We start from the raw sequence: 21033 nt of genomic DNA on the forward strand, positions 1-21033 counted from the left end.
TCCACAACAACTACGTCTACTGATGATGAAGATGAAGGCTTAGTCTGCCTTCTTGGACTTCATCATAAAAATGAAAATCTAAGAGAGCAAGAGATTTAACGAGCTAGAAGCAAATTATTGAGATAGGAGGTGGCACAACGTCTCCGGGAAGCCCTGGCAACCGGCGGTCCGGAAGCCGTCGGCATTTATCACGGCGGGCAGCTGACCCTGGAGGAATACTACGCCATCCACAAGCTGGCTAAAGGCGTCCTGGGTACGCCCAATATTGATGCCAATACCCGGCTCTGTATGGCCTCCACGGTAAGCGGCTATATCCGCTCCTTTGGCGTGGACGCCCCGCCGGGCTGCTACGAAGACCTGGATGTGAGCAGCCTCGTCTTTATCTTTGGCGCCAACCCGGCGGAGATGCACCCCCAGCTCTGGCAGCGGATTTTACGCAACCGTAAACTTAACGGGGCTAAAATCGTGGTGGCCGACCCGCGCCTTACCCTGCCGGCCCGGGTGGCCGATCTCCACCTGCGGCTGCGTTGCGGCAGCAACATCCCTCTGCTGTATGGCTTGATTAATATTCTGATTAAGGAAGACATGCTTGACCGGGACTTCATCCGGCGGGCGACGACTGGCTTTGAGGAACTGGCCCGGGCGGCCGCCGCCTACCCGCCGGAGCGGGTGGCCGGCCTTACTGGCGTGCCGGCGGCGGATATTGTGGCTGCCGCCCGTCTCTTCGGCCAATCCCCCAGCGCCGTCACCGTTTTTTGCCAGGGGGTTAACCAGAGCAGCCAGGCGGTTGATACGGTAACTTTGATTAACTCCCTGCACCTCATCACCGGTAAAATCGGCCGGCCGGGTTCGGCGCCCTTTTCCCTTACCGGCCAGGCTTCGGCCTTGAGCATGCGGGAGATTGGCGGCGGTGGTTCTTTGCCCGGTTTCCGCAACCCGGAGAATCCTGAGCACCGCCGCCAGGTGGCAAATTACTGGGGTATCCCGGAAGACCGGTTACCCCGCCGGGTCAATGATATCAACCGCATGCTGGAGCTGATTGCTGCCGGCAGGCTCAAGGTCCTGTGGGTCATAGGCACCAACCCGGCCGTTTCCCTGCCCGACCAGGGTTTTAGCCGCCGCCAGCTAGAAAAGGTCTTTTTAATTGTCCAGGACGTCTTTTATCCCATGGAGACGGCGGCCTTCGCCGACATCTTTCTTCCCGCTGCCGGGTGGGGAGAAAAGGACGGGATAATTACCAATTCCGAGCGGCGACTGAATCTCGTCCGCCGCGCTGTGAATCCCCCAGGAGAGGCCCGGGACGACCTGACCATCATCAGCCAGGTGGCCCGCTACCTGGGTGCCGGGGAGCTCTTTGCCTGGCCGGGGCCGGCGGCGGCTTTTGAGGAGTTAAGGGAGCTTACCCGCCACCGGCCCAATGACCTGACAGGCGTGGACTACACCCTGCTTGAACGTCAGAGGGGCGTCCAGTGGCCCTGCCCGTCCGGGAGCCGGGAAACGCCGCGGCTCTATACTACCGGTGTTTTTCCCACCCGGCCGGAAGAAGCCCAGGGTTATGGCGAGTTTAATCACCCGGAGGGTAGGGCGCACCTCTGGGCTGTTCCTTATACACCGCCCCCGGAAGTACCTGACGGAGAATTTCCCTTCTGGCTCAATACCGGCCGGATTATTGAGCATTACCATACCCGGACAAAGACCAAGCGCATACCGGAACTCCAGGCCCTGGTACCCGGGGCCTATGTGGAAATTAACCCGCAAGACGCGGCACGTTTAAAGGTGGCCGAGGGCGAGGTGGTCCGGGTGGTGTCCCGCCGGGGCTGGGTTGAAGTGCCGGCCAGGCTTACAGATGTGGTAGCACCGGGGGAGGTTTTTGTCCCCTTCCATTTTGGTGATCTGGACCCCAATGAACGGGGCCGGCAGCAGGCGGCCAACCACCTGACCGGCCGGTACGTCGATCCCCTTTCCGGCCAGCCCCTGGCCAAGGCCGGCGCCTGCCGGATAGAGAGGCTAAACTCTCTATAATTCTAGAGATGGGTTCTAAAATTTTAGAGAGCCCTTCCACCCTTGCAGGGCAGAAAAGCCCCGGATAATAGAGACCGGGGCTTTTTACTTTGCTGGCACGAAACTTGCTATAGAAGGCATGTATAAATATGTTACTTTCACAAGGTAGGGGGAGGGGAATATATGACCAAAAATACTACCAGGTGGCAGTTTTTATGGGGTATAGTTGGCCCTATAACACTGAAAATATTATTTTAGAAAAGTACGACGGAACTAGTAAATGAGCAACCAGTTCCCAGCACCACGGGATGCCGGGGTCTGGTCCCTAAATGCCGCTTGGAGGTGACCATAATGAAGAAGAAAGAGAAGCGAGAATTTAAGCTCAGCCGGCGCCAGTTTTTAAAGGCGTCGGCGGCAACGGCCGTCCTGGCGGGTACGGCGGGGGCTACGAGATATTTTATCCCGAAAGCCGGAGCAGAGGATACGTCCCCGTTAAAAGAAGTTAAATACGTACGCAGTACCTGTTCACCCAACTGTACCCTGGCCTGCGGCATCAGGGCCATGGTCGTCGACGGGCAGATCAAGGCCTTATTACCCACCAGTGATTACCCCGATGCCGGGTACGGGCCCCGGGGGTGTTTGCGCGGCCTGTCCTTTTTCAATCTTATCTATGGCCCGGACCGCATCCAAAAACCCCTCATCAGGACGGGAGAGCGCGGTCAAGGAGAATTTAAAGAAGTTTCCTGGGAGGAAGCCCTGGATTACACGGCCAGCCGTTTGAAGGAAATTGCCGCCAAATACGGGCCCGAAAGCATCGGTTTCATCTTTCAGGTAGGCGGCACCGGCCACGTCCAGAGGGGGGCCTGGATTGCCCTGGCTACTATGGCAGGGTGGAGCCTGATCCACCCTTACGACCAGAACGGCGACCTGCCCATGTTCTGGCCCATGACCTTTGGCGTCCAGTCGGAAGAGCTGGAACCCTTGGAATGGCTTAATTCCCGCTATATGGCCATCTTTGGTTCCAACATTATGGTTACCCGGCTTATTGATGCCGACTTCCTGATCAAAGCCAGAAATAATGGAACCAAGGTGGTTGTTTTTGACCCCAACTACAGCCCGACGGCCGCCAAGGCCGACGAATGGATCCAGCTTAAACCCAGCAGCGATGCGGCCCTTGCCCTGGGGATGGCCAGGCTAATTATTGAAGAAAAGCTCTACGACGAGGAATTCATCAAAACCTATAGCGATATGCCCCTTTTGGTACGTCTTGATACCAGGCAGCGTCTGAAAGCGGATGAGGTTAAGGGCCTGGCCAAACCGGACGGCCTACCGCCCTACCGGGAGGCCTTTGTCGCTTACAACGGGCAGTTCCTGGCCGTGCACCCGGAAAAGCTGAAGCTTCCCCCGGATGTAATCCTGGAGGGAGAAATTGAAGTCGAATTAAAAGATGGCCAGCTGGTCAGGGTTAAACCGGTCTTCCAGCTGTTAAAAGAACATTTAGCCAGCTATACACCGGCCTATGTAGAGCAGGAGACTGGCGTTCCCGGGGATACGATGGTCCGCCTGGCCCGGGAGATGGCGACAACGAAACCGCTGCATGTTATCTATGGTGCCAGCAACTACCAGTGGTATCACGGCGACTTGAAGGGCCGCGCCCTGGCCCTGTTGCCGGTGCTGACCGGCAATATCGGCAAGCCGGGTGCGGGTATTTCCACCTATGCCGGCCAGTACAAGATCCGGTTTAATGTCAAAGAATGGTGGTTCCCCAGGCCGCCCCGCTGGCTCCCCTGGCTTTATATCCTCCATGGCCCGACCCCCAGTATGACAGCCAGGTGGCCTAAGAACGGGGTCAAAGCCTTGATCTTTGGCTGGGGCAACCCCTTCGACCAGCATAATATGGCCGACCGCTTGCGGCAGATGGCAGTAAAGGGCGAACTGGAATTCATTGCCGGCCTGGATTTTTCCCTGACGACCAGCTGCCGTTACAGCGATGTCGTTTTCCCGGCTGCCACCTGGTATGAAAAGACCGAACTGGTAACCACTCCTTTGCACCCCTACATGCAGCTGCAGCAGCCGGCCATCAAGCCTCTTTATGAAGCCAGGTCCGAACTCTGGATGGCCAGAGAACTGGCTAAAAGGCTCAATCCCGACTTTGAAAAACACTTTTTCCCCGGCCTGGATGAGAACACGGCGGCGGAAAAAGCCATTGAACTTCTCCTTACAACCGGCGGCCCGCCAGTGGCCGGGATTACCCTGGAGCAGCTGAAAAAGGGGCCGGTGCGGCTGAAATCAGAGGTACCGGGAAATCGCCAGATTCCCTTTTACGAACAGGTACAGTTTAAAAAGCCCTTCCCGCCCGTCAGCCGGCCGGCGGCATTGGAAGCGACGGCAAAATTTGTCAGGAGTGGCCGGATCGAGTTTTATAAGGAAGAGGAAACCTTTATCCAGCTGGGTGAGACTTTGCCCGTGCACAAGCCGCCCTTTGAGGATAGCGAGTATGCCTTAAACCCGGAAACTAAGGGCAAGTACCAGTTTGCCTATATCACTCGTAATTCCCTTTACCGGGTCCACTCCACCCATTCCAATAACCTCTGGATGAACGAGCTGCAGGATAATAAGCCGAAGGTTTTCTTAAACCCACAGGACGCTACTGAAAAGGGTATTAAAGAAGGCGACCTTGTCGAAATTTACAATGACCGCGGCCGGGTCAGGGGTTATGCCATCCTGGACCCGGGCCTGGGGAGAAAAATAGTCGTCTTTGAGCAGGGCTGGTGGAGCCGCTATCTTAATGGCGATTCTTATAACTCCCTGACCTATCCCTTTATCAAGCCCACCCATGAGGTCTACTTTGTACCGGGGATATGGGCCCCCAATACAGCCTGGAACGAAGCCCTCTGCGATGTACGAAAGGCAGGTGAGGTATAGTGAAACTGGGAATGGTCATCGACCTGGACCGCTGCATTGGCTGCCGTACCTGCGCGGTGGTTTGCAAAGGGCACAACTCCCAGCCGCCGGGTATGTGGTGGAACCGGGTCTTTACTCCTGGAAGTCCAGAACACCAGCTTCCCGTAGCTCAAAACGGGGAAGTGGAGATGTCTTTTTTACCCGTATCCTGCCAGATGTGCGCCAACGCGCCCTGTGAAAAGGTCTGCCCGGTGGGGGCGACCTACACCGACGACCGGGGCCGGGTGCTGGTTGACTACGAGCGCTGTATCGGTTGCCGCTACTGCATGGCTGCCTGTCCCTATGGCGTGCGCCAGTTCAACTGGGAGGACCAGCAAAAGGCCAAAGCGAAGGCGGGTTATATGCCGGGGTATGATTACGGCTATCCTTTCGAGTATCGTGACCAGAACGGCCGCCTGGTTTACAAGCCGGATCGTCCCAAAGGAATTGTGGAAAAATGCACCTTCTGCGTGCAGTATACCGATAAAGGCCAATCACCTGTCTGTGTCCAGGCCTGCCCGGCCGGGGCGCGCTTCTTTGGCGACCTCGATGACCCCAGGTCGGAGGTAAGCCGCCTGGTGCGGCAACGACAGGCCCTAAGGCTGAAAGAAGAACTGGGTACAAAGCCCAAAGTCTTTTACCTGCCGCCCGCAGGACCGCGGAAGTAAGGGAAGACCTTTACTCGGGATAGTGCCATTCAACAAAGCCAGGCAAGTAACATTTTCTAGGAGGGAGACCTTGTGAGGAAACTAAATGTGGCTTTTGCCCTGGGTCTGGTTCTTTTGCTGGTAAGTTTATTTACCTGGGGCTACCAGCTTAAAAGCGGCCTGATTGTGACCGGTATGCGCAATCCCTTTAGCTGGGGACTGTATATTGCTACCTTTGCTTTCTTTGTGGGGATTGCCGCCGGGGGGCTAATCGTTTCTTCTTCGGTTTACCTTTTCAATCTTGAGCAGTTAAAGCCCTTTACCCGCATTGCTTCCCTTTCCGCCTTTGCCAGCATTATGGCCGCGGCGGTAATCATCCTGCCTGACCTGGGGCGGGTAGACAGGATTTACAACTTGCTGCTGCACCCCAATTTCCGGTCGCCTTTAATCTGGGACGTAATAGTTGTTAGCGCCTATACCATATTAACTTTTTTAAGCGTCTATTTTCAGCTTTTGCCTGACTGGAAAAAGGGAGGATGCGGTTTTCTTAACGGCTGGACAAGGACGCTTTCCCAGGAGGAAGTAGAAAGCATTTCTGCCAGGTGGTCCCGGCGGGTAGCCATGGTGGGGCTCCCGGTGGCGATTCTAATTCACACCATCACGGCCTTGATTTTTGCCACCCAGGCCTCCCGCGGCTGGTGGTATACGGCAGTTTTACCTCCGGATTTCATTGCTGTGGCGGTGGCTTCCGGGACGGCCCTGGTCCTGGTGATTGCCCTCCTGGTGGCCGGGAAAGAGAGGTTTAACCAGTATGCCGGCGCCTTTAATACCCTGGCCCGGATTACAGCCGGCGCCCTGGCCGTCCACTTCTTTTTCGTAGCCATGGATATCTTAATCCACTGGTGGTGGGGCAGTCCCGAAGCCATGGGCATTCTATCACTGGTATTTAATCGCTACGCCCCGGTCTACCTGGTGGAAATCGCCCTGCCTGCCTTTACCATGGTCTACTTCTTTAGCCAGAGGGGTCAGACAAAGGCCAGTTCTCTCTTGCTGGGATGCGCTTTGCTCTTTACCGGCGTCTTTACCCACCGGCTGATGTTAATGTTCCCGGCCTTTAACCAGTTCCCCTTAAGCCTTTCCCTCCCCGGCATGGAAGTCGAGGGCTGGAATTACCCCATAGCAGTTGGTGAATTTAAGGCAGGAGCGCCGGTATTTGCCAGCTCCTGGCCCTACGTGCCCACTATCTTTGAATTGGCCGTTGACCTTTTGCCCTTTGGCCTGGCCTTGTTGATTATTACTTTCATGGTGGGTTCGTATAATTTCTTGCCGGATAAACGTTAAGCCGGGACGACGGTCCCGGCTTTAAGATTAACGTAAGCCTCAAACTATCCAAAATATCCGGATCTTGTCGGCTACATGCTCAAACTCGCGGTCGCCGGTCACGAGGAGCGCGTTTTTTTCCATGGCCAGGGCGGCCGCAAAACAGTCCGCGTAAGAAATTCCACCCCTGGCCTTAAACTCTCCCGCCGCCTTTGCCATTTCCCACGTGGCGTCGACGACGTAGATATTGCCCGCTTGGTTTATTTCGGCTTCCACTTTTTCGGCGGCCTCTTTACCCCGTTCCCTGAGAATTGTATAGTATACTTCGCCCAGGCTGACGGCGCTGATATAAAAACAATTTTTCGTTTCTTCCAGCAGATCCCTAACCCGTTTTCCTCCTGCTTCCGCTTCCAGGAAGGCCAGTAGAGCATAGGCGTCCAAGACGTATACTTCTTTAGTTTTCTTCTTCGGTTTCCCTGGCATGTTCTGCTTGCAGCGACCGGACCAGGCTGGTTTCACCCTTTAACGCTCCGTACAACCGCACGAAGGGTTTTTCCTTCAGGGGGACCAGTACCAGCTTCCCCTCGGTCACCTGTACCTCAAACTTGTCCCCCTGCTTAATGGCATATTTTTTCCGGAAGTCAGCGGGGATAATTAGCTGTCCTTTTGAAGATATCGTCACTACCGGCACTGCCTTACTCCCTCCTCAACTTACATTATAAAGGTAAGGCCAAGGAGAATCAACGTATACGAAAGCCCATCTGGCTATTAACAGGATTTTCCGTGGAAAGAAAGAAATATCAAACCCGAATCCATGACAACCCAATAACAAAACAGTTTTTGTATGGCTCAAAATTTTTCTAGAGAAAAAGTTTGCCAGGCTGGACAAAATAGGGGCGCCTGTGTTTCCCGGTAATTTCGCGGCTGATGATGACCAACCCTTTAAAATAGCAGTTTTGGCTTAAAGGGATAAAATAGTTCTGTACCCAGCGGTTGCCATGGTAAATGGTGTGCTGCCATATAGAGGGGGATTGCCCTGTAATTTCTTGCCAGCATGCCTGGATTCGCCCATGCAAATGGGGTGGGTGGCAGTCCAGGAAGGTGGCGGTAGCGCCCGGTGCCGGTCCTAGAAGTTTTTCGGCCAAAGGGTCGGTATAGAACAAACGGCCGTTAGCATCCATCCAGGTTACCCCTATGGGGATTTCTCCAAGTAGTTGCAGCAGTAGTTCTTCTATCAGATTAACCATCGCCCTGGTCCTCCTTTTACAAAAAGAGGCGGTTTCAACGTCAGCTTTGTGACCACCAAGGGTTACAAGTTATAATAACCCGTATTTCTTCCTGATTACCCCGGCAACTTCTTTGAGCAGCCGGAAGGATTTTTCGACGGAAGCGGCGCCATCGGCATTTACCAGGCAGCAGCGGGCCGGCGCCAGCCAGGCCTGGGTTATAATAGTTTCTTTGCTAATCCCCTGCCCGTGCAAATAATCCCAGAGATTTTCCAATTGGGCTACCAGCTTTTCAATCGTTACCTTTTCTACCTCTTCGGTCAGGGTGGGGGTGATGCCCCAGGAGATAATACCGCCCCTTTGCAGGAACTCTTTCACTTCGCCGGTGTAGCGGGTAAAAATGTGCCCCCACTGCAGGGCATCGAGGGAGATAATGTCAAGTTCCAGGCCCAGCAAAAAAGACCAGTCGGGATTGCCGCAGAGATGTACCCCTTTAGGTCCGGGGAGCATGGCCAGGAAATGGCGATAATCTTCCCTGGCCCTTTCCGAACTGTAGCCGGTAAGGGCCATAAAGACCAGTTCCAGGCCCGGTTCATCTACCCAGACAAAAGCCCTGGGATTCCTGGTGACCAGATCCAGGTACTGGGCCTGGATTTTTTTAGCTATAAAATCATAGAGGAACCCCCTGATTTCGTCATTGTAGATGATCGGTGCCTGTTTCTCGTCAATTATTTTGAGACCAAAGCTAACGGGGCCGATGGACTGGCCGCGAATAGCGGGATAAGTGGATAAATCAGCCGAAAGGAAACGCTGATAAACCCTGGCGTACTCCGGAGAGAGGCGAAAGTAATCGAGGTCTTCCCAGTTCTCGCTATAAGCAGGTAGTTCTTTGTAAAAGTCGTTTGTATTGAAGCGGATGACCTTCTCCCCGAAATCCAACTTAATGCCGGGAAAATGCTCTGAAACCTGAGCGTACATATCTTCGTAAAAACTCAGCCGGGGTAGTTGCGGCCAGAAGGGGATATCCTGGGAAAGGGCCAGTTTTAAGGCTGACTCCGGATCAGTGTGGGGCAGAATACCCATGGCGGTGGTTAAACAATTACCAGGGAGTTTCATGGAACAGTTCTCCCTTCTTATGGTGATTGGCAGTTCTTTTAGATCATATGCCAATATTACCCCTTTTTTCTTCCTGCAATTGTGAGTAAGATTGTCTTGCCAGTGTGATCCTTATCACGTGCCATTTATTGCTAGTTAGTTTATAATTGCTATAAAGGGGGGTATGCCTCATGTTATCTATGACGCTGGTAAGGCAACATAAGGAGATTTTAGAGGCCAGAGGCGGTCGATGAGGACCCTGAAACCGTCATCAACCGCCGCTGGTTCGTAAATACGTTTCAGCCGGAACATCCTGTTGCCCCTTTCAGGAGGCCCCTTTTTTCGGGTTGGGAATTTTCATCACCAGGACGCTGAAATCGCTACCGGCATTGGCCTCCAGGGTATGGGGGATGTGTGCCGGGCTGACCACGATATCCCCGGTAGCGACCCGGGCTGTTTCCGGGCCGATGGTAATGGACCCCTCACCCGCGATGACGTGCAAGAGCACGTCTACCGGGGTAGTGTGGGACGGCACTTCGTCACCCGGCGCCAGGGTCAGGTTCATGATATTGATGTAGGGCACGTCCAATACGGCCCGCGCCTTATTAGCTTTGCTGTAGGACCTGTTAGTAGGCAACCAGTTTTCCCGCCAGGACGGCCTTTTGTACTCCAGGATAAATCAGCATTATGCGCTAAAGAACTTTTACCGCCGGCCAAGGATCAATAAGAAAAGAGCGAAATAAAGATGTTGGGCTCTAAGGTTACGCCCGGTACTTACGCCGGGCGGGGATTTACGTCAGTACTGTAGAAATAAACCGGGCTTTGACAGTATATGGAATGGATGTTAGAATAGTTTCAGAGAAAGGGGGCACCCCGGGATGTCTGTTAGCAAAGAGTTACTTGAGACCTTAATTCGTTTAGAGCCAGCCCAAGAACCTAATGAAAGTTTATGGAAATTGCTCCGGCAAAAAGTACTGAGTGATATCCGTAAATATGAAGTAATAAGCACTACTTTCCAAAAAAATATGGTACCGATTTTATGACCTTCCGACAATCATTACCACAAGGAGATTGGGAAGTTGAGCAGGATTATTTTGACTGGGAACTGGCTGAAACGAGGTTAGGGGAACTACGCAGTGAACTGGCTAGGCTGAGTAAACATGAATAATTGGATGGCTTTACTTCAGGAAGCGGAGACTATTGCTAGAACCCGCGCAATTAGTAAACTAATCATTATGGAGCGGGGTTACCAGGTATGTAAAAAGGGGCCAGGGAAGTGAGCTTGACAGAGTTCTGGGATGAAGTTGAAGCCATTATCCAGAATTTAGGGTTGGCTTCAATGTTATAAGCGCCACCCCCGCCATAACATATGGTGGGGGTGTTTTTATGGAAGCTGTTATCCGCCAGGAGGCCGGCTGGATCCTGGCCCAGCAACTTCCCAGCGGGGCAGTGGTTACTGCTTACCCTGGCCGGCCGAAGATTGTGCCCTATTTTGCTCATCTGGCTCTCTACGGCCTGGCGGCCTGGGGGTTGAGTCTACCGCGGGTGCGAGCCTACCTGGACTGGTACCTGGCCCATCTGGAAAGGCCAGATCGCTACGGCGTGACGGGTACAGTTTACGACTATTATATAGAACGAAAAAGTATAGGGGAGGGGGTAGGGGACGCGGCCAGTACGGAAGTGCCTGCTTACAGCTACGATTCCTCCGACTCTTACGCCGCTACCTTTCTCACCCTGGTGCGGCGCTATTATGAAGCCAGCGGCGACAGGGAGTGGGTCGCGCACCACCTGCCGGAGCTCGAACTGGTAGCCGGGGCGATGCTGGCAACCTTGCAAAAGGATAACCTTACCCTGGCACGGCCGGATTGGAAGGTTAAATACCTGATGGACAACTGTGAGGTCTATCAGGGGTTAAAAGATTACGCCTGGCTGCTGGCGCGCGTCAGGGGGTACGCTGCAGAAGCACGGATGCCGAACGGACACCTGGGGGCGGAGGGGGAGAAAAAGGTCAGTAAGTACGCCCAAGAAGCCGGTAGATATGCAGCCCTGGCCGCAAGAGTAAAAGATGCCATCCAGGCTAAAATGCTTCTCGATGGCGGCTACTGCCCGGCTATTTACCGCGCCGGCCTACGCCGGCGGCCCAACTGGAAGAAGTGGTACCCGGACGCCCTGGCGCAAATGTTTCCCATTATAACCGGCGTCCTCACGCCCCGGGAAGAGGCTGCCCGGCGCCTGTACGCCAATTTCCTGCGTAATTATCCCCACTGGTACCGGCAAACGACGCCGGAGAATTTCACCACCACCCTGGTAGTCTATGCCGCTGCCCTCATGGAAGACCGCTGGCGGGTGCGCCAGTATGTTAGCGGCCTCCAGGATCACATCCTATCCCGCGGCCACCCCTGGCCTTATCACGCCGCCGAGGCCGGCATCCTGCTTCTGGCCCTTAAAGCTTATCTTGCGGGGGTTTCAGGGGAATAATGGTACAGATATGAGAAGCCACTCATGGCGGCGAGCCGTAACCAGCGATGGCATGAAAATTCCGGCCTAGCTATTAAAATTTGGCAGGATTTTGTATCTGCAGGGAGAACATGTAAAATAGCAGGAATAAGGAGGCGATATCTATGCCCTTACCAGCCTTTATTGAAGCCCTGGCCGGGCGGGACCCGGAGTTTTACCGGGCCGTCAAAGCCGTGGCGGAAACGGCCATGGCCCCCGGCGCCCTGGACGCCAAAACCAAAACCCTGATTACCCTGGCCCTGGATGCCGCCCACGGCGCCAGCGAAGGGGTAGCCGTCCTGGCAAGGCAGGCCCGCGATCTCGGCGCCAGCGAGGAAGAAATCAGGGAAGCCCTGCGCCTGGCCTACTTTGTCGCCGGCAACGGCGTGCTGGCGGCCAGCGGGGTTGCTTATCGGTAAGATATGGGGCGGCGCCCCTTTTTTTATCGGTCATGTCCCCAGAGTCCCATGTCGGGAGAGAAGGTTTGGCCTTTAGAAGTTAAGTATAATTTAACAGCCGGCCCTTGCTTCTCTCCACTTTCCCTCCGCTTTATCTCCGCTTTCTGAAATTTAGTATCATAAAGTGGAGTTTAAGTGGATACTGCTGGCCATTACAGTTCCTACTGGTAACCCCTGAAAACAGGTGTACTGTATACATTTCGTGATTCTGTTGACCTTCCTTCAGCCCTTATGGTATATTGCTAAAGATCATAGAGAGAGAAGGAAGGGAGAGCTTATGGGTAATACTTATGGTTTAGAGCGCTTGGGTCTCGTTAATCCCGGTACTGTTTACCGTAACCTGCCGGTGGCCCGGCTGGTTGAGATAGCCCTGGCCCGCGGAGAAGGCATCCTGGCTCCCAATGGGGCTTTAAGCGTTAATACCGGCAAATATACCGGCCGTTCCCCTAACGACAGGTTTATCGTGGACACTCCCACCGTCCACGACAGCATCAGCTGGGGTACCGTCAACCAGCCTGTGAGCGAGACAACCTTTGAATGCCTCTACAGCCGCCTGACGGCTTACCTCCAGGGAAGGGATCTCTTCGTTTTTGACGGTTTTGTCGGGGCTGATCCTGCCTACCGCATGCCCATTAGGATTGTCAACCAGTATGCCTGGCAGAACCTGTTTGTTCACCAGCTTTTTATCCGGCCGACAGCGGCCGAACTGGCCGGGCATGAACCCCAGTTTACCGTTATCTGTGCCCCAGGTTTTAAGGCCAACCCGGAACTTGACGGCACCCGTTCCGAGGCCTTTATTGTCCTCAACTTTGACCGGCGCCTGGTGATCATCGGCGGTACCTCCTACGCCGGCGAGATGAAAAAATCCATCTTTACCGTCATGAACTATTTATTACCAGATCAGGGTGTTTGCCCCATGCACTGCTCGGCCAACATGGGCCCGGCAGGCGATACGGCCCTTTTCTTCGGTCTTTCCGGTACCGGCAAGACTACCCTGTCGGCCGATCCGGAACGCTACCTCATTGGCGACGATGAGCATGGCTGGTCGGACAAGGGCATTTTTAACTTTGAAGGCGGTTGCTATGCCAAGTGCATCAAGCTTTCCGCCGAGCACGAACCCCAGATCTGGAACGCCATCCGTTTCGGTAGCGTCCTGGAGAATGTGGTGGTAGACCCCCATTGCCGAATCATTGACTACGACAGCGATGCCCTGACGGAAAACACCCGCGCTGCCTACCCGGTAGATTTCATCCCCAACGCCGTCATCCCGGGGGTGGGCGGCCATCCCCGGACGGTAGTTTTCCTCACCGCTGACGCCTTTGGCGTTATGCCTCCGATAGCCAAACTCACCCGGGAACAGGCCATGTACCATTTCCTGTCCGGTTATACCAGCAAGCTGGCCGGTACCGAACGGGGGATTACCGAGCCCCAGGCTACCTTCTCCACCTGTTTCGGGGCACCCTTCCTGCCGCGGTCGCCCATGGTTTATGCCGGCCTCCTGGGAGAAAGAATAGCCAGACATAACGCCAGCGTTTACCTGGTCAATACCGGCTGGACAGGGGGACCCTACGGGACCGGCCGGCGTATGAGCCTGCCCTATACCCGGGCCATGGTCAGGGCGGCTTTAAACGGTGAACTGGATGAGGTGGAATTTACCTCCGACCCTGTTTTCGGCTTCCTGGTACCTAAAGCCTGCCCCGGGATCCCGGCGGAAATTCTCAATCCCCGCAATACCTGGGGGGAACCGGAAAAATATGATGCCATGGCTCGCAAACTGGCCGGCCTCTTCAGGGAGAACTTTGCCAAATTCAAGGACGTCCCGGCCAGCATCCTGGAGGCCGGACCTGTCAGTAAGTAGAAATGCTCCTGCTAAGAATATAAAAAAGCCGGCTGTATATGATATACACCGGCTTTTTGATTCCGGAAACGGGGTTCAGCCTTTACGGGCCGCATTGGAAAGGGTAACGACCATGCTGACTTCGCCGGCCGAACTGGCCCGGGCAAAAAGGGAACGGATACCGGCCCAGACCTGTTCTTCCGAGCCGTGGATTTCGGTGCTTATGGGGCCGACATTGTAGCTAACGCCCTGCTGGGCCAGGGACTGGATAGCGTCATTGATAATGTCGCTGGCCCGGGTTGTCTTTTGAGGGTAAAGGCTTACTTCCGCGCTGAGCATTGCAGCTTCCTCCTTTCGTTTGTAACTATTTTTTATCAAGGAGAAAGTGGTTATGCAAAAGAGTAGAGTAGAAGCAATTCTGCAGGCTTTGCGGGTTGCTTACCCGGGGGCGCGGTCGCGCCTCAAGTACAGCAATGCCTTTGAACTCCTGGTGGCGGCCATCCTCTCGGCCCAGACCACCGATGACCAGGTAAACAAGGTGACAGCGGAGCTTTTCCGGCGTTATCCCACGCCAGCAGCTTTAGCGGCGGCAGACCCGGAAGAGGTCGCCGCCTGTATTAAAAGCCTGGGCCTGTACCGGATGAAAGCCGCCCACCTGGTGGCTGCCTGCCGGACCATGGTGGAAAAATACGGTGGCCGGGTACCGGACAGCCTGGAGGAACTCCTAGATCTTCCCGGCGTAGGCCGCAAAGTGGCCAATGTGGTCCTGAGCAACGCCTACGGCCGGGATGTCATCGCTGTCGACACCCATGTCTTCCGGGTGGCCAACCGCCTGGGCCTGGCCTGTGCCGTTAATGTCCGGGAGACGGAAAAGCAGCTGATGGCCGTCCTGCCGCCCGGTACCCGCGGTGAAGCCCACCACTTGCTGATCCACCACGGCCGGGCGGTCTGCAGGGCCAGGCACCCCGGGTGCCGGGAGTGTGTGGTTAGTAGTTACTGTAGTGATGTGGATCACAATAGGCGGGGCAAGGCATCACAATGAGCTTTTCACAGAGGAGCTAAAATAAAAATAAAGGTAAGCAAAGCAGCTTGATAAAAATCTATGTCTCAAAAGAGGGTGATCTTATGAAACGCAAGATTGTCCGCATAGACGAAGAGAAATGCACCGGCTGTGGCCTGTGCGTATCGCCCTGCGTCGAGGGGGCCATTGAGATTGTTAACGGCAAGGCCAAAGTCCTGCGGGAGGAACTGTGCGATGGCGCCGGGGTCTGCCTGAATGTCTGTCCCACCGGCGCCCTGACCATCGAGGAGCGGGAGGCGCCGGCCTTTGACCCGGTGGCTGCGGAAAAGAACCTGGAGGCAAAAAGGGCTCAAGGCGCATCGCCCCGCTGCCTACGTTGCGGCGCCGATGAAACCAGGGCTGTCCTTCTCTTTACCCGCCACCACGGCGAAAGCACCTGGGTCTGCACCCGCTGCCTGCCGGTATTGATCCACGGATAATGGTAAGATATCGCTTCAGGCTGGGAAAAGAGGCCAATAACCGTGGTCAGGGGCCACGTTACGGCTTCCTGATAATGGCCATATCAAAACCACCCGGGTTTACCTTCCCGGGTGGTTTTATTTCTACTTTATTCATTTCCGCCATGAAAGCACTATGGTCAGTTCCCTTTTGCTTGCTGCCTGGTATAGTTCAATAGTCCCCCGGCCAGGATGATGGTCTGCTGGCGGGGTGAAAGGCCGTGGCGCACTTTAAAGGTAAAGCCCCGGGTGACGTTAGTAACTGCGATTTCCTCCTGACCCAAGCCGCTCCTTAAATCGATGGCCAGTTTATCACCGGCTGCAATGCGGTCATAATCAGCCGGGTCGGCAAAGGTTAGCGGCAGGATACCAAAGTTCACCAGGTTACTGCGGTGGATACGGGCGAAGGATTTGGCAATGACGGCTTTGATGCCCAGGTACATGGGGCAGAGGGCGGCATGTTCGCGGCTGGATCCCTGGCCGTAGTTTTGCCCTCCGACAATTATTCCCTGGCCGGCTTCCCTGGCCCGCCGGGCAAAGGTTGGGTCCACCCCTTCGAAAGCGTGCTCGGCCAGGGCAGGAATATTGGAACGGAGGGGCAGGTATTTGGCTCCGGCCGGTGAAATATGGTCAGTCGTAATATTATCGCCCGTCTTTAAGATTACCGGCGCTTCAATCACCGGGTCAGGCGGCTGAGGTAACGGCAGCGGCTTGATGTTGGGCCCGCGCCGGATCTCCACCTGCGAACCATCCTCCGGCGGGAAGATAAACATGCCATCGTCTACGGGGAAGCTTGCCGGTAAAGTTATATTGATGGGGTCCCCAAGTTCCCGGGGATCGCTTAAGTATCCATTGATGGCCGTCGCAGCAGCAACCTCAGGGCTGGCCAGGTAAACTAAAGCGTCAGCAGTACCGCTGCGGCCCTGGAAGTTGCGGTTGAAGGTCCGCACCGAGACACCGCCCGAAGGCGGGGCCTGTCCCATCCCAATGCAGGGGCCGCAGGCGCATTCCAGAATGCGGGCGCCGGCGGTGACCAGGTCGGCCAGGGCGCCGTTATCCGCCAGCATCCGGAAGACCTGGCGGGAACCGGGGGCAATGACCAGGCTGACATCCGGGTGAACGCGCTTGCCTTTAAGGATGGCCGCCACGCGCATGAGGTCGGCATATGAAGAATTAGTGCAGCTACCGATGGCCACCTGGTTGACTTTAATTGGACCTACTTCCCGGACGGTGGCCACGTTATCCGGCATGTGAGGCCTGGCCACCAGGGGTTCCAGGTTTCCCAGGTCAATATCAATGATCTGTTCATAGGTAGCATCGGCATCCGGTAGTAATTCTACCCAGTCGGCAGCCCGTCCCTGGGCGGCCAGGAAGGCCCGGGTAATCTCGTCGCTGGGAAAGATGGAGGTGGTGGCGCCCAGCTCGGCGCCCATATTGGTAATGGTGGCTCGTTCCGGTACGGAAAGGGTGGCAACGCCATCCCCGCCGTATTCGATGATTTTACCCACCCCACCTTTGACCGTCAGGCGGCGTAAAACCTCCAGGATAATATCCTTGGCGCTGACCCAGGGAGATAAGCGGCCGTGTAAATTGACACGGATCACCACCGGCATGTTAAAATAAAAGGGTCCACCGGCCATGGCCACGGCGACATCCAGGCCGCCGGCGCCGATGGCTAGGGCGCCCACCCCACCGGCCGTGGGGGTATGGCTGTCAGCACCCAGGAGGGTTGTCCCCGGGACGGCAAAGCGCTCCAGGTGAACCTGGTGGCAAATGCCGTTGCCGGGACGGGAAAAGATGATACCGTATTTAGCGGCTATGCTCTGCAGGAAAAGGTGGTCATCGGCGTTTTCAAAGCCGGTCTGGAGGGTATTATGGTCGACATAGCTGACGGAAAGTTTGGTCCGCACTCGGGGGATGCCCATGGCTTCCAGCTGCAGGTAGGCCATGGTGCCGGTGGCGTCCTGGGTCAGGGTCTGGTCGATGCGGATGGCAACTTCCTCCCCCGGCACCATCTTGCCGGCCACCAGGTGCTGGCTGATTATTTTCTGGGCTAAATTCTGGCCCAAGATAGTTTCCTCCTCTCCATAAATAGAAGTGGGAAGTGGGAGGTCAGAAGTGGGAGACTTTTAGAAACTGGCTGCACCAGTTTCAGATATAATATAACAAAAGTGGGCCGAAATGTGAACCCGTTGCCGGTATGAGGGAACATAAAAATAACCCTGGTAAAAAGGGAAAATTCAGGGGGAAGGAATGAGGGGAATGGTAATAGGGGTAAGTACAGCGACCCTGCGTATTGCCGGGGCAAGGAACCTGAAGGATAAGCGACGGGTGCTGAAGAGTGTCCTGACGCGGTTGCACAACCGCTTTAACGTCGCCGCCGCCGAAGTAGGGCGCCATGACAGCCACCAGGAGGCCGAGGTGGGCATTGCCTGCGTCAGCACCGCCGGCAGCCATGCCGACCAGGTCCTGGCCGCGGTCATGGGCTTTTTGGAGGCTGAAGGTGAGATCGAGCTGGTGGATTATCATACGGAGTTACTTTAGTTTGGAATAATCCTTCAACGCGGGCTGGATACCGCCAGTGAACCCTGAAAATTAGAGGGCTGACTTTTATTTAAGTGAAAGAGCATTTTCAAAGGAGATTAGATTACCTTGCCACTGCACGTTGTCCTCTACCAGCCGGAAATCCCCCAGAATACCGGCAATATTGCCCGTACCTGCGCGGCTACGGGGACGGTCTTACATTTAATCCATCCCCTTGGCTTCCGCCTGGATGAAAAGCACTTGAAGCGCGCCGGCCTGGATTACTGGCAGGAAGTAACTATCCATGAACATAACAGCTGGCAGTCTTTTCAGGAAACCTACCCCCAAGCCACTTGTTACTACCTTTCGACTAAGGGCCATCGCCATTATACGGATGTCAAATATCGTCCGGGAGATTTTCTCGTCTTTGGCCCCGAAACCCGTGGCCTGCCTGCCTCCATCCTGAAGCCGGCAGGGGAGAAGGTATTGCGCATTCCCATGCGCCCGGGGCTTCGTTCGCTAAATCTAGCCAATACCGTCGCCCTGGTCCTTTACGAAGCCCTGCGCCAGCTTGCTTTCCCCGGACTGGTATAAAAAAGGGCCAGGTTGACCTGGCCCCGGATTAAACTTGACCATTTTTTTAATTGTCACCGAAGAACAGCAGGATGAGGATCAGGAAAAGGATGAAAGCAAAACGTCTGTCTAGGGTTAGGCCGCCCATGTAACTTCCCCTCCTTGACTGGTTTCAATATATCTTATGTCGGCCGCCTCAAAGGGTGATGACCTAAAATTAAAAAGGCCCATCTCTTGCTGAGATAGGCCTTTTATCTTTCGAAAACAATGGTCGGGATGACTGGATTCGAACCAGCGACCTCACGGTCCCGAACCGTGCGCTCTAAGCCAAGCTGAGCTACATCCCGGCAGCAAAACTTATTATAACCCAAAAACCGGGTGAAGTCAATGTAGCTTTTTTCCTTTGCCCTGGAAAATATCCTTATGACTTCTCTGTAGTTTGCTATAACTTTTCTTTAACTTTCTAAACCAGGTATTGCTGACTTTCCAGGTTATATTTTACTGTTTTTCCAGGCAAGATAAAGATAGCATTTTAAGGAGAAGAAATCCTGGTGGCTAATAAATCCTGGCGTTACCTGGGACATAGGAATAAGGCCTCAAAAACAAGAGAAGAAAAAATAACCCTTCCCCTGGTGGATGAAGGGCAGGCGGCAGCACTGCCGTTGCAATATAGTTTGGCGGTTAATCTAGAAACTTTACAAGCCATTTTTGCCGACTGCCAGGATGTTGTCTACAGGCAGATGCGAATTGGCGGGGTTATGGGGCATCAGGCGGCTCTTGTTTATGTCGACGGGCTGGTAAACAATGATATTGTTAATGATCAGATTATGAAATCAATCCTCCTGGAAGCGCCCCAGGCGATGCCGGTATTGACGGGGGCACCTTATGAACTCTACCGCCAGGTCAGGGACTCCCTTTTAACTGTAGCCAATGTCCGGGAAATAATTGATTTTCGGGAAGCGGCCCGCTGTATCCTGAGCGGCTTTGCCTTATTTTTACTTGATGGTGTCAACCGGGCTCTGGCCATTGAGGTTTATGGCTGGGAACACCGGGGAGTGGAAGAGCCGCCTACCGAAGCCTTAATCAGGGGTTCTCGTGAGGGCTTTTCTGATTGCCTGCGGACCAATACGGCCCTCTTGCGGCGCCGCCTGCGGGACCCTCAGCTTAAATTAAAGACTTATTTTTTGGGCCGGCGCAGCCAGACGACAGTTGGTTTAATGTACATTGAGGGTATAGCTAACCCTGGGTTGATCACTGAAGTGGAGCAACGCCTCAACAAAATCGATATCGACGGTATCCTGGAAAGCAGCTATATCGAGCAGTTTATCGAGGATAAATGGTATTCGCCCTTTGCCCAGATCCAAAATACCGAAAGGCCCGATGAAGCTGCCGCCGCCCTCCTGGAAGGGCGGGTAGTTATTTTAACCGATAATACACCTTTTGCCCTGATTGTACCTGCGACTTTCAACTCCTTAATGCATAGCCCGGAAGATCATTACCACCGCTGGTTTATTGCTGTCCTGATTCGCACTTTGCGTTTTTCCGGCTCTTTCCTGGCCCTGCTGCTACCGTCCTTCTACATTGCCATGGTTTCCTTTACGCCGGAAATGATCCCTACCTCCCTGGCCATTTCCATCGGCGCCGGTCGCGAAGGCCTCCCTTTTCCAACTATTATCGAAGCCTTTATCATGGAAAGTGTCCTGGAGCTATTGCGGGAAGCTGGTATACGCCTGCCAGGCCCCCTAGGGGAAACCCTGGGGGTGGTGGGGGCGCTTATTTTGGGCCAGGCGGCGGTCCAGGCGGGTATTGTCAGCTCGGCCATGGTAATTGTTGTGGCACTGACAGCTATAGCCGGGTTTGTCGTTCCCAGTTATGACGCTGCTATCTCCTTACGGATCTTGCGTTTCTTTTTAATGATCATGGCGGCTGTTTTTGGCCTCTATGGCGTTATTTTAGGGTTAATGCTAATCCTTACCCACATGGTTTCTTTAAAAAGCTTCGGTGTACCTTATCTTAAGCCCTGGGCACCCTGGACAGCCGCAGATCTTAAAGATAGTATTTACCGGACCGCCCTTTTCAGGGAGCGCTTGCGCCCCGCCTATCTCAGACCCCTGGAAGCCAGGCGCATTGGTAGGGGGAAGAAAAAGCAATGAACCGGAGGAGCCTGTACCGGGCCGGCCTACTTCTATTATTGTTAACAATAATTACAGCTGGTTGCTGGGATAATAAAGACCTGGAACGCCGGGCCCTGGTGCTGGGGGCAGCAGTTGACCTGACTGTTGCCGGTGGTAGTTTGGTGGTGACAGAACCCTGGAAAATTACCCTTGAAATGCCGGTCCTGCGCCGCATGGTTACCAGGGGTGGGGGCGGTGGGGGCGGTGGCGAAGGGCAAGACG

The 21033-nt window shown here is 54.7% G+C and carries 21 protein-coding genes, 1 tRNA gene and 1 pseudogene; 14 read left to right on the forward strand and 9 right to left on the reverse strand.

The genetic code is table 11. The annotated features are described in order from the left end of the window. Positions 1–129 precede the first annotated feature (129 nt). From MOST_RS04835 to nrfD, 4 genes are all read left to right on the forward strand, one after another. Positions 130–2022, forward strand: a complete 1893-nt coding sequence (locus MOST_RS04835) for a molybdopterin oxidoreductase family protein (RefSeq protein WP_054935281.1) — start codon at positions 130–132, stop codon at positions 2020–2022. A 330-nt stretch (positions 2023–2352) separates the two neighbouring features. Then, positions 2353–4926: a molybdopterin-dependent oxidoreductase gene (locus MOST_RS04840; RefSeq protein ID WP_054935282.1), complete on the forward strand. Its 2574-nt coding sequence runs from the start codon at positions 2353–2355 to the stop codon at positions 4924–4926. After that, positions 4926–5612: a 4Fe-4S dicluster domain-containing protein gene (locus MOST_RS04845; protein WP_054935283.1), complete on the forward strand. Its 687-nt coding sequence runs from the start codon at positions 4926–4928 to the stop codon at positions 5610–5612. The genes MOST_RS04840 and MOST_RS04845 overlap by 1 nt, the downstream gene beginning before the upstream one ends. A gap of 72 nt (positions 5613–5684) precedes the next feature. After that, positions 5685–6932, forward strand: a complete 1248-nt coding sequence (nrfD, locus tag MOST_RS04850) for an NrfD/PsrC family molybdoenzyme membrane anchor subunit (protein WP_054935284.1) — start codon at positions 5685–5687, stop codon at positions 6930–6932. A 39-nt stretch (positions 6933–6971) separates the two neighbouring features. On the opposite strand, the gene MOST_RS04855 is transcribed toward nrfD, so the two are convergent. The 6 genes from MOST_RS04855 to MOST_RS04875 all read right to left on the reverse strand — a co-directional run bounded on the left by MOST_RS04855 (position 6972) and on the right by MOST_RS04875 (position 9869). Continuing rightward, on the reverse strand, positions 6972–7430 hold the full coding sequence (locus tag MOST_RS04855; protein ID WP_161952799.1) for a type II toxin-antitoxin system VapC family toxin: 459 nt from the start codon (positions 7428–7430) through the stop codon (positions 6972–6974). Further along, a complete protein-coding gene (locus MOST_RS04860) occupies positions 7366–7602 on the reverse strand; it encodes an AbrB/MazE/SpoVT family DNA-binding domain-containing protein (RefSeq protein ID WP_054935286.1) in 237 nt (78 codons plus the stop codon). Before MOST_RS04860 ends, MOST_RS04855 begins: the two co-directional genes overlap by 65 nt. 169 nt (positions 7603–7771) lie before the next feature. Then, positions 7772–8158 (reverse strand): PAS domain-containing protein, encoded by a 387-nt coding sequence (locus tag MOST_RS04865; protein WP_054935287.1) that lies wholly within the window; start codon positions 8156–8158, stop codon positions 7772–7774. 69 nt (positions 8159–8227) lie between these two features. Then, entirely contained in the window at positions 8228–9253 is a 1026-nt protein-coding gene (locus MOST_RS04870; RefSeq protein ID WP_054935288.1) for a uroporphyrinogen decarboxylase/cobalamine-independent methonine synthase family protein, read from the reverse strand. A 177-nt stretch (positions 9254–9430) separates the two neighbouring features. After that, positions 9431–9544: a DUF488 family protein, N3 subclade gene (locus tag MOST_RS18335; RefSeq protein ID WP_340637976.1), complete on the reverse strand. Its 114-nt coding sequence runs from the start codon at positions 9542–9544 to the stop codon at positions 9431–9433. Positions 9545–9557: 13 nt separating this feature from the next. After that, positions 9558–9869: a cupin domain-containing protein gene (locus tag MOST_RS04875; protein ID WP_054935289.1), complete on the reverse strand. Its 312-nt coding sequence runs from the start codon at positions 9867–9869 to the stop codon at positions 9558–9560. A 241-nt stretch (positions 9870–10110) separates the two neighbouring features. On the opposite strand from MOST_RS04875, the gene MOST_RS17175 reads away from it, so the two are divergent. The 4 genes from MOST_RS17175 to pckA all read left to right on the forward strand — a co-directional run bounded on the left by MOST_RS17175 (position 10111) and on the right by pckA (position 14044). Continuing rightward, positions 10111–10275, forward strand: a complete 165-nt coding sequence (locus tag MOST_RS17175) for a hypothetical protein (RefSeq protein ID WP_157049450.1) — start codon at positions 10111–10113, stop codon at positions 10273–10275. Positions 10276–10618: 343 nt separating this feature from the next. Beyond that, positions 10619–11710 carry a glucosidase family protein gene (locus MOST_RS04880; protein WP_054935290.1) on the forward strand — a complete coding sequence of 364 codons (1092 nt, stop codon included), beginning with the start codon at positions 10619–10621 and terminating at the stop codon, positions 11708–11710. 143 nt (positions 11711–11853) lie between these two features. Continuing rightward, positions 11854–12147 carry a carboxymuconolactone decarboxylase family protein gene (locus MOST_RS04885; RefSeq protein WP_054935291.1) on the forward strand — a complete coding sequence of 98 codons (294 nt, stop codon included), beginning with the start codon at positions 11854–11856 and terminating at the stop codon, positions 12145–12147. 316 nt (positions 12148–12463) lie between these two features. Then, complete coding sequence (gene pckA, locus MOST_RS04890) at positions 12464–14044, forward strand: phosphoenolpyruvate carboxykinase (ATP) (RefSeq protein ID WP_054935292.1); 1581 nt, start codon at positions 12464–12466, stop codon at positions 14042–14044. Between the two features lie 75 nt (positions 14045–14119). Here the strand turns inward: pckA and MOST_RS04895 are convergent, their stop codons facing one another. Beyond that, on the reverse strand, positions 14120–14362 hold the full coding sequence (locus tag MOST_RS04895; protein ID WP_054935293.1) for a YkoF family thiamine/hydroxymethylpyrimidine-binding protein: 243 nt from the start codon (positions 14360–14362) through the stop codon (positions 14120–14122). Positions 14363–14414: 52 nt separating this feature from the next. Here MOST_RS04895 and nth point away from each other — a divergent pair, with 52 nt between their 5' ends. Both nth and MOST_RS04905 read left to right on the forward strand, forming a co-directional pair. Then, positions 14415–15065 carry an endonuclease III gene (gene nth, locus MOST_RS04900; RefSeq protein WP_054935294.1) on the forward strand — a complete coding sequence of 217 codons (651 nt, stop codon included), beginning with the start codon at positions 14415–14417 and terminating at the stop codon, positions 15063–15065. A gap of 83 nt (positions 15066–15148) precedes the next feature. Further along, complete coding sequence (locus MOST_RS04905) at positions 15149–15523, forward strand: ATP-binding protein (protein ID WP_054935295.1); 375 nt, start codon at positions 15149–15151, stop codon at positions 15521–15523. A 158-nt stretch (positions 15524–15681) separates the two neighbouring features. Here the strand turns inward: MOST_RS04905 and MOST_RS04910 are convergent, their stop codons facing one another. Then, positions 15682–17610, reverse strand: a complete 1929-nt coding sequence (locus tag MOST_RS04910; RefSeq protein ID WP_054935296.1) for an aconitate hydratase — start codon at positions 17608–17610, stop codon at positions 15682–15684. 184 nt (positions 17611–17794) lie between these two features. Between MOST_RS04910 and MOST_RS04915 the strand changes: the two genes are divergently transcribed. Both MOST_RS04915 and trmL read left to right on the forward strand, forming a co-directional pair. After that, positions 17795–18085, forward strand: a complete 291-nt coding sequence (locus MOST_RS04915; RefSeq protein WP_083476399.1) for a DUF503 domain-containing protein — start codon at positions 17795–17797, stop codon at positions 18083–18085. A 108-nt stretch (positions 18086–18193) separates the two neighbouring features. Then, complete coding sequence (trmL, locus tag MOST_RS04920) at positions 18194–18658, forward strand: tRNA (uridine(34)/cytosine(34)/5-carboxymethylaminomethyluridine(34)-2'-O)-methyltransferase TrmL (protein WP_054935297.1); 465 nt, start codon at positions 18194–18196, stop codon at positions 18656–18658. A gap of 247 nt (positions 18659–18905) precedes the next feature. Here trmL and MOST_RS04925 read toward each other — a convergent pair. Continuing rightward, positions 18906–18984: transfer RNA gene (locus tag MOST_RS04925), tRNA-Pro, on the reverse strand. A 204-nt stretch (positions 18985–19188) separates the two neighbouring features. Here MOST_RS04925 and MOST_RS04930 point away from each other — a divergent pair. Together MOST_RS04930 and MOST_RS04935 are read left to right on the forward strand one after the other, a co-directional pair. Next, positions 19189–20790: a spore germination protein gene (locus tag MOST_RS04930; RefSeq protein WP_054935298.1), complete on the forward strand. Its 1602-nt coding sequence runs from the start codon at positions 19189–19191 to the stop codon at positions 20788–20790. Further along, a pseudogene (locus MOST_RS04935) lies at positions 20787–21033 on the forward strand (hypothetical protein); the annotation flags it as partial. The gene MOST_RS04930 and the pseudogene MOST_RS04935, both read left to right, overlap by 4 nt.

Origin of the sequence: Neomoorella stamsii (assembly GCF_002995805.1) — a bacterium.
Lineage (GTDB): Bacteria > Bacillota > DSM-521 > Neomoorellales > Neomoorellaceae > Neomoorella > Neomoorella stamsii.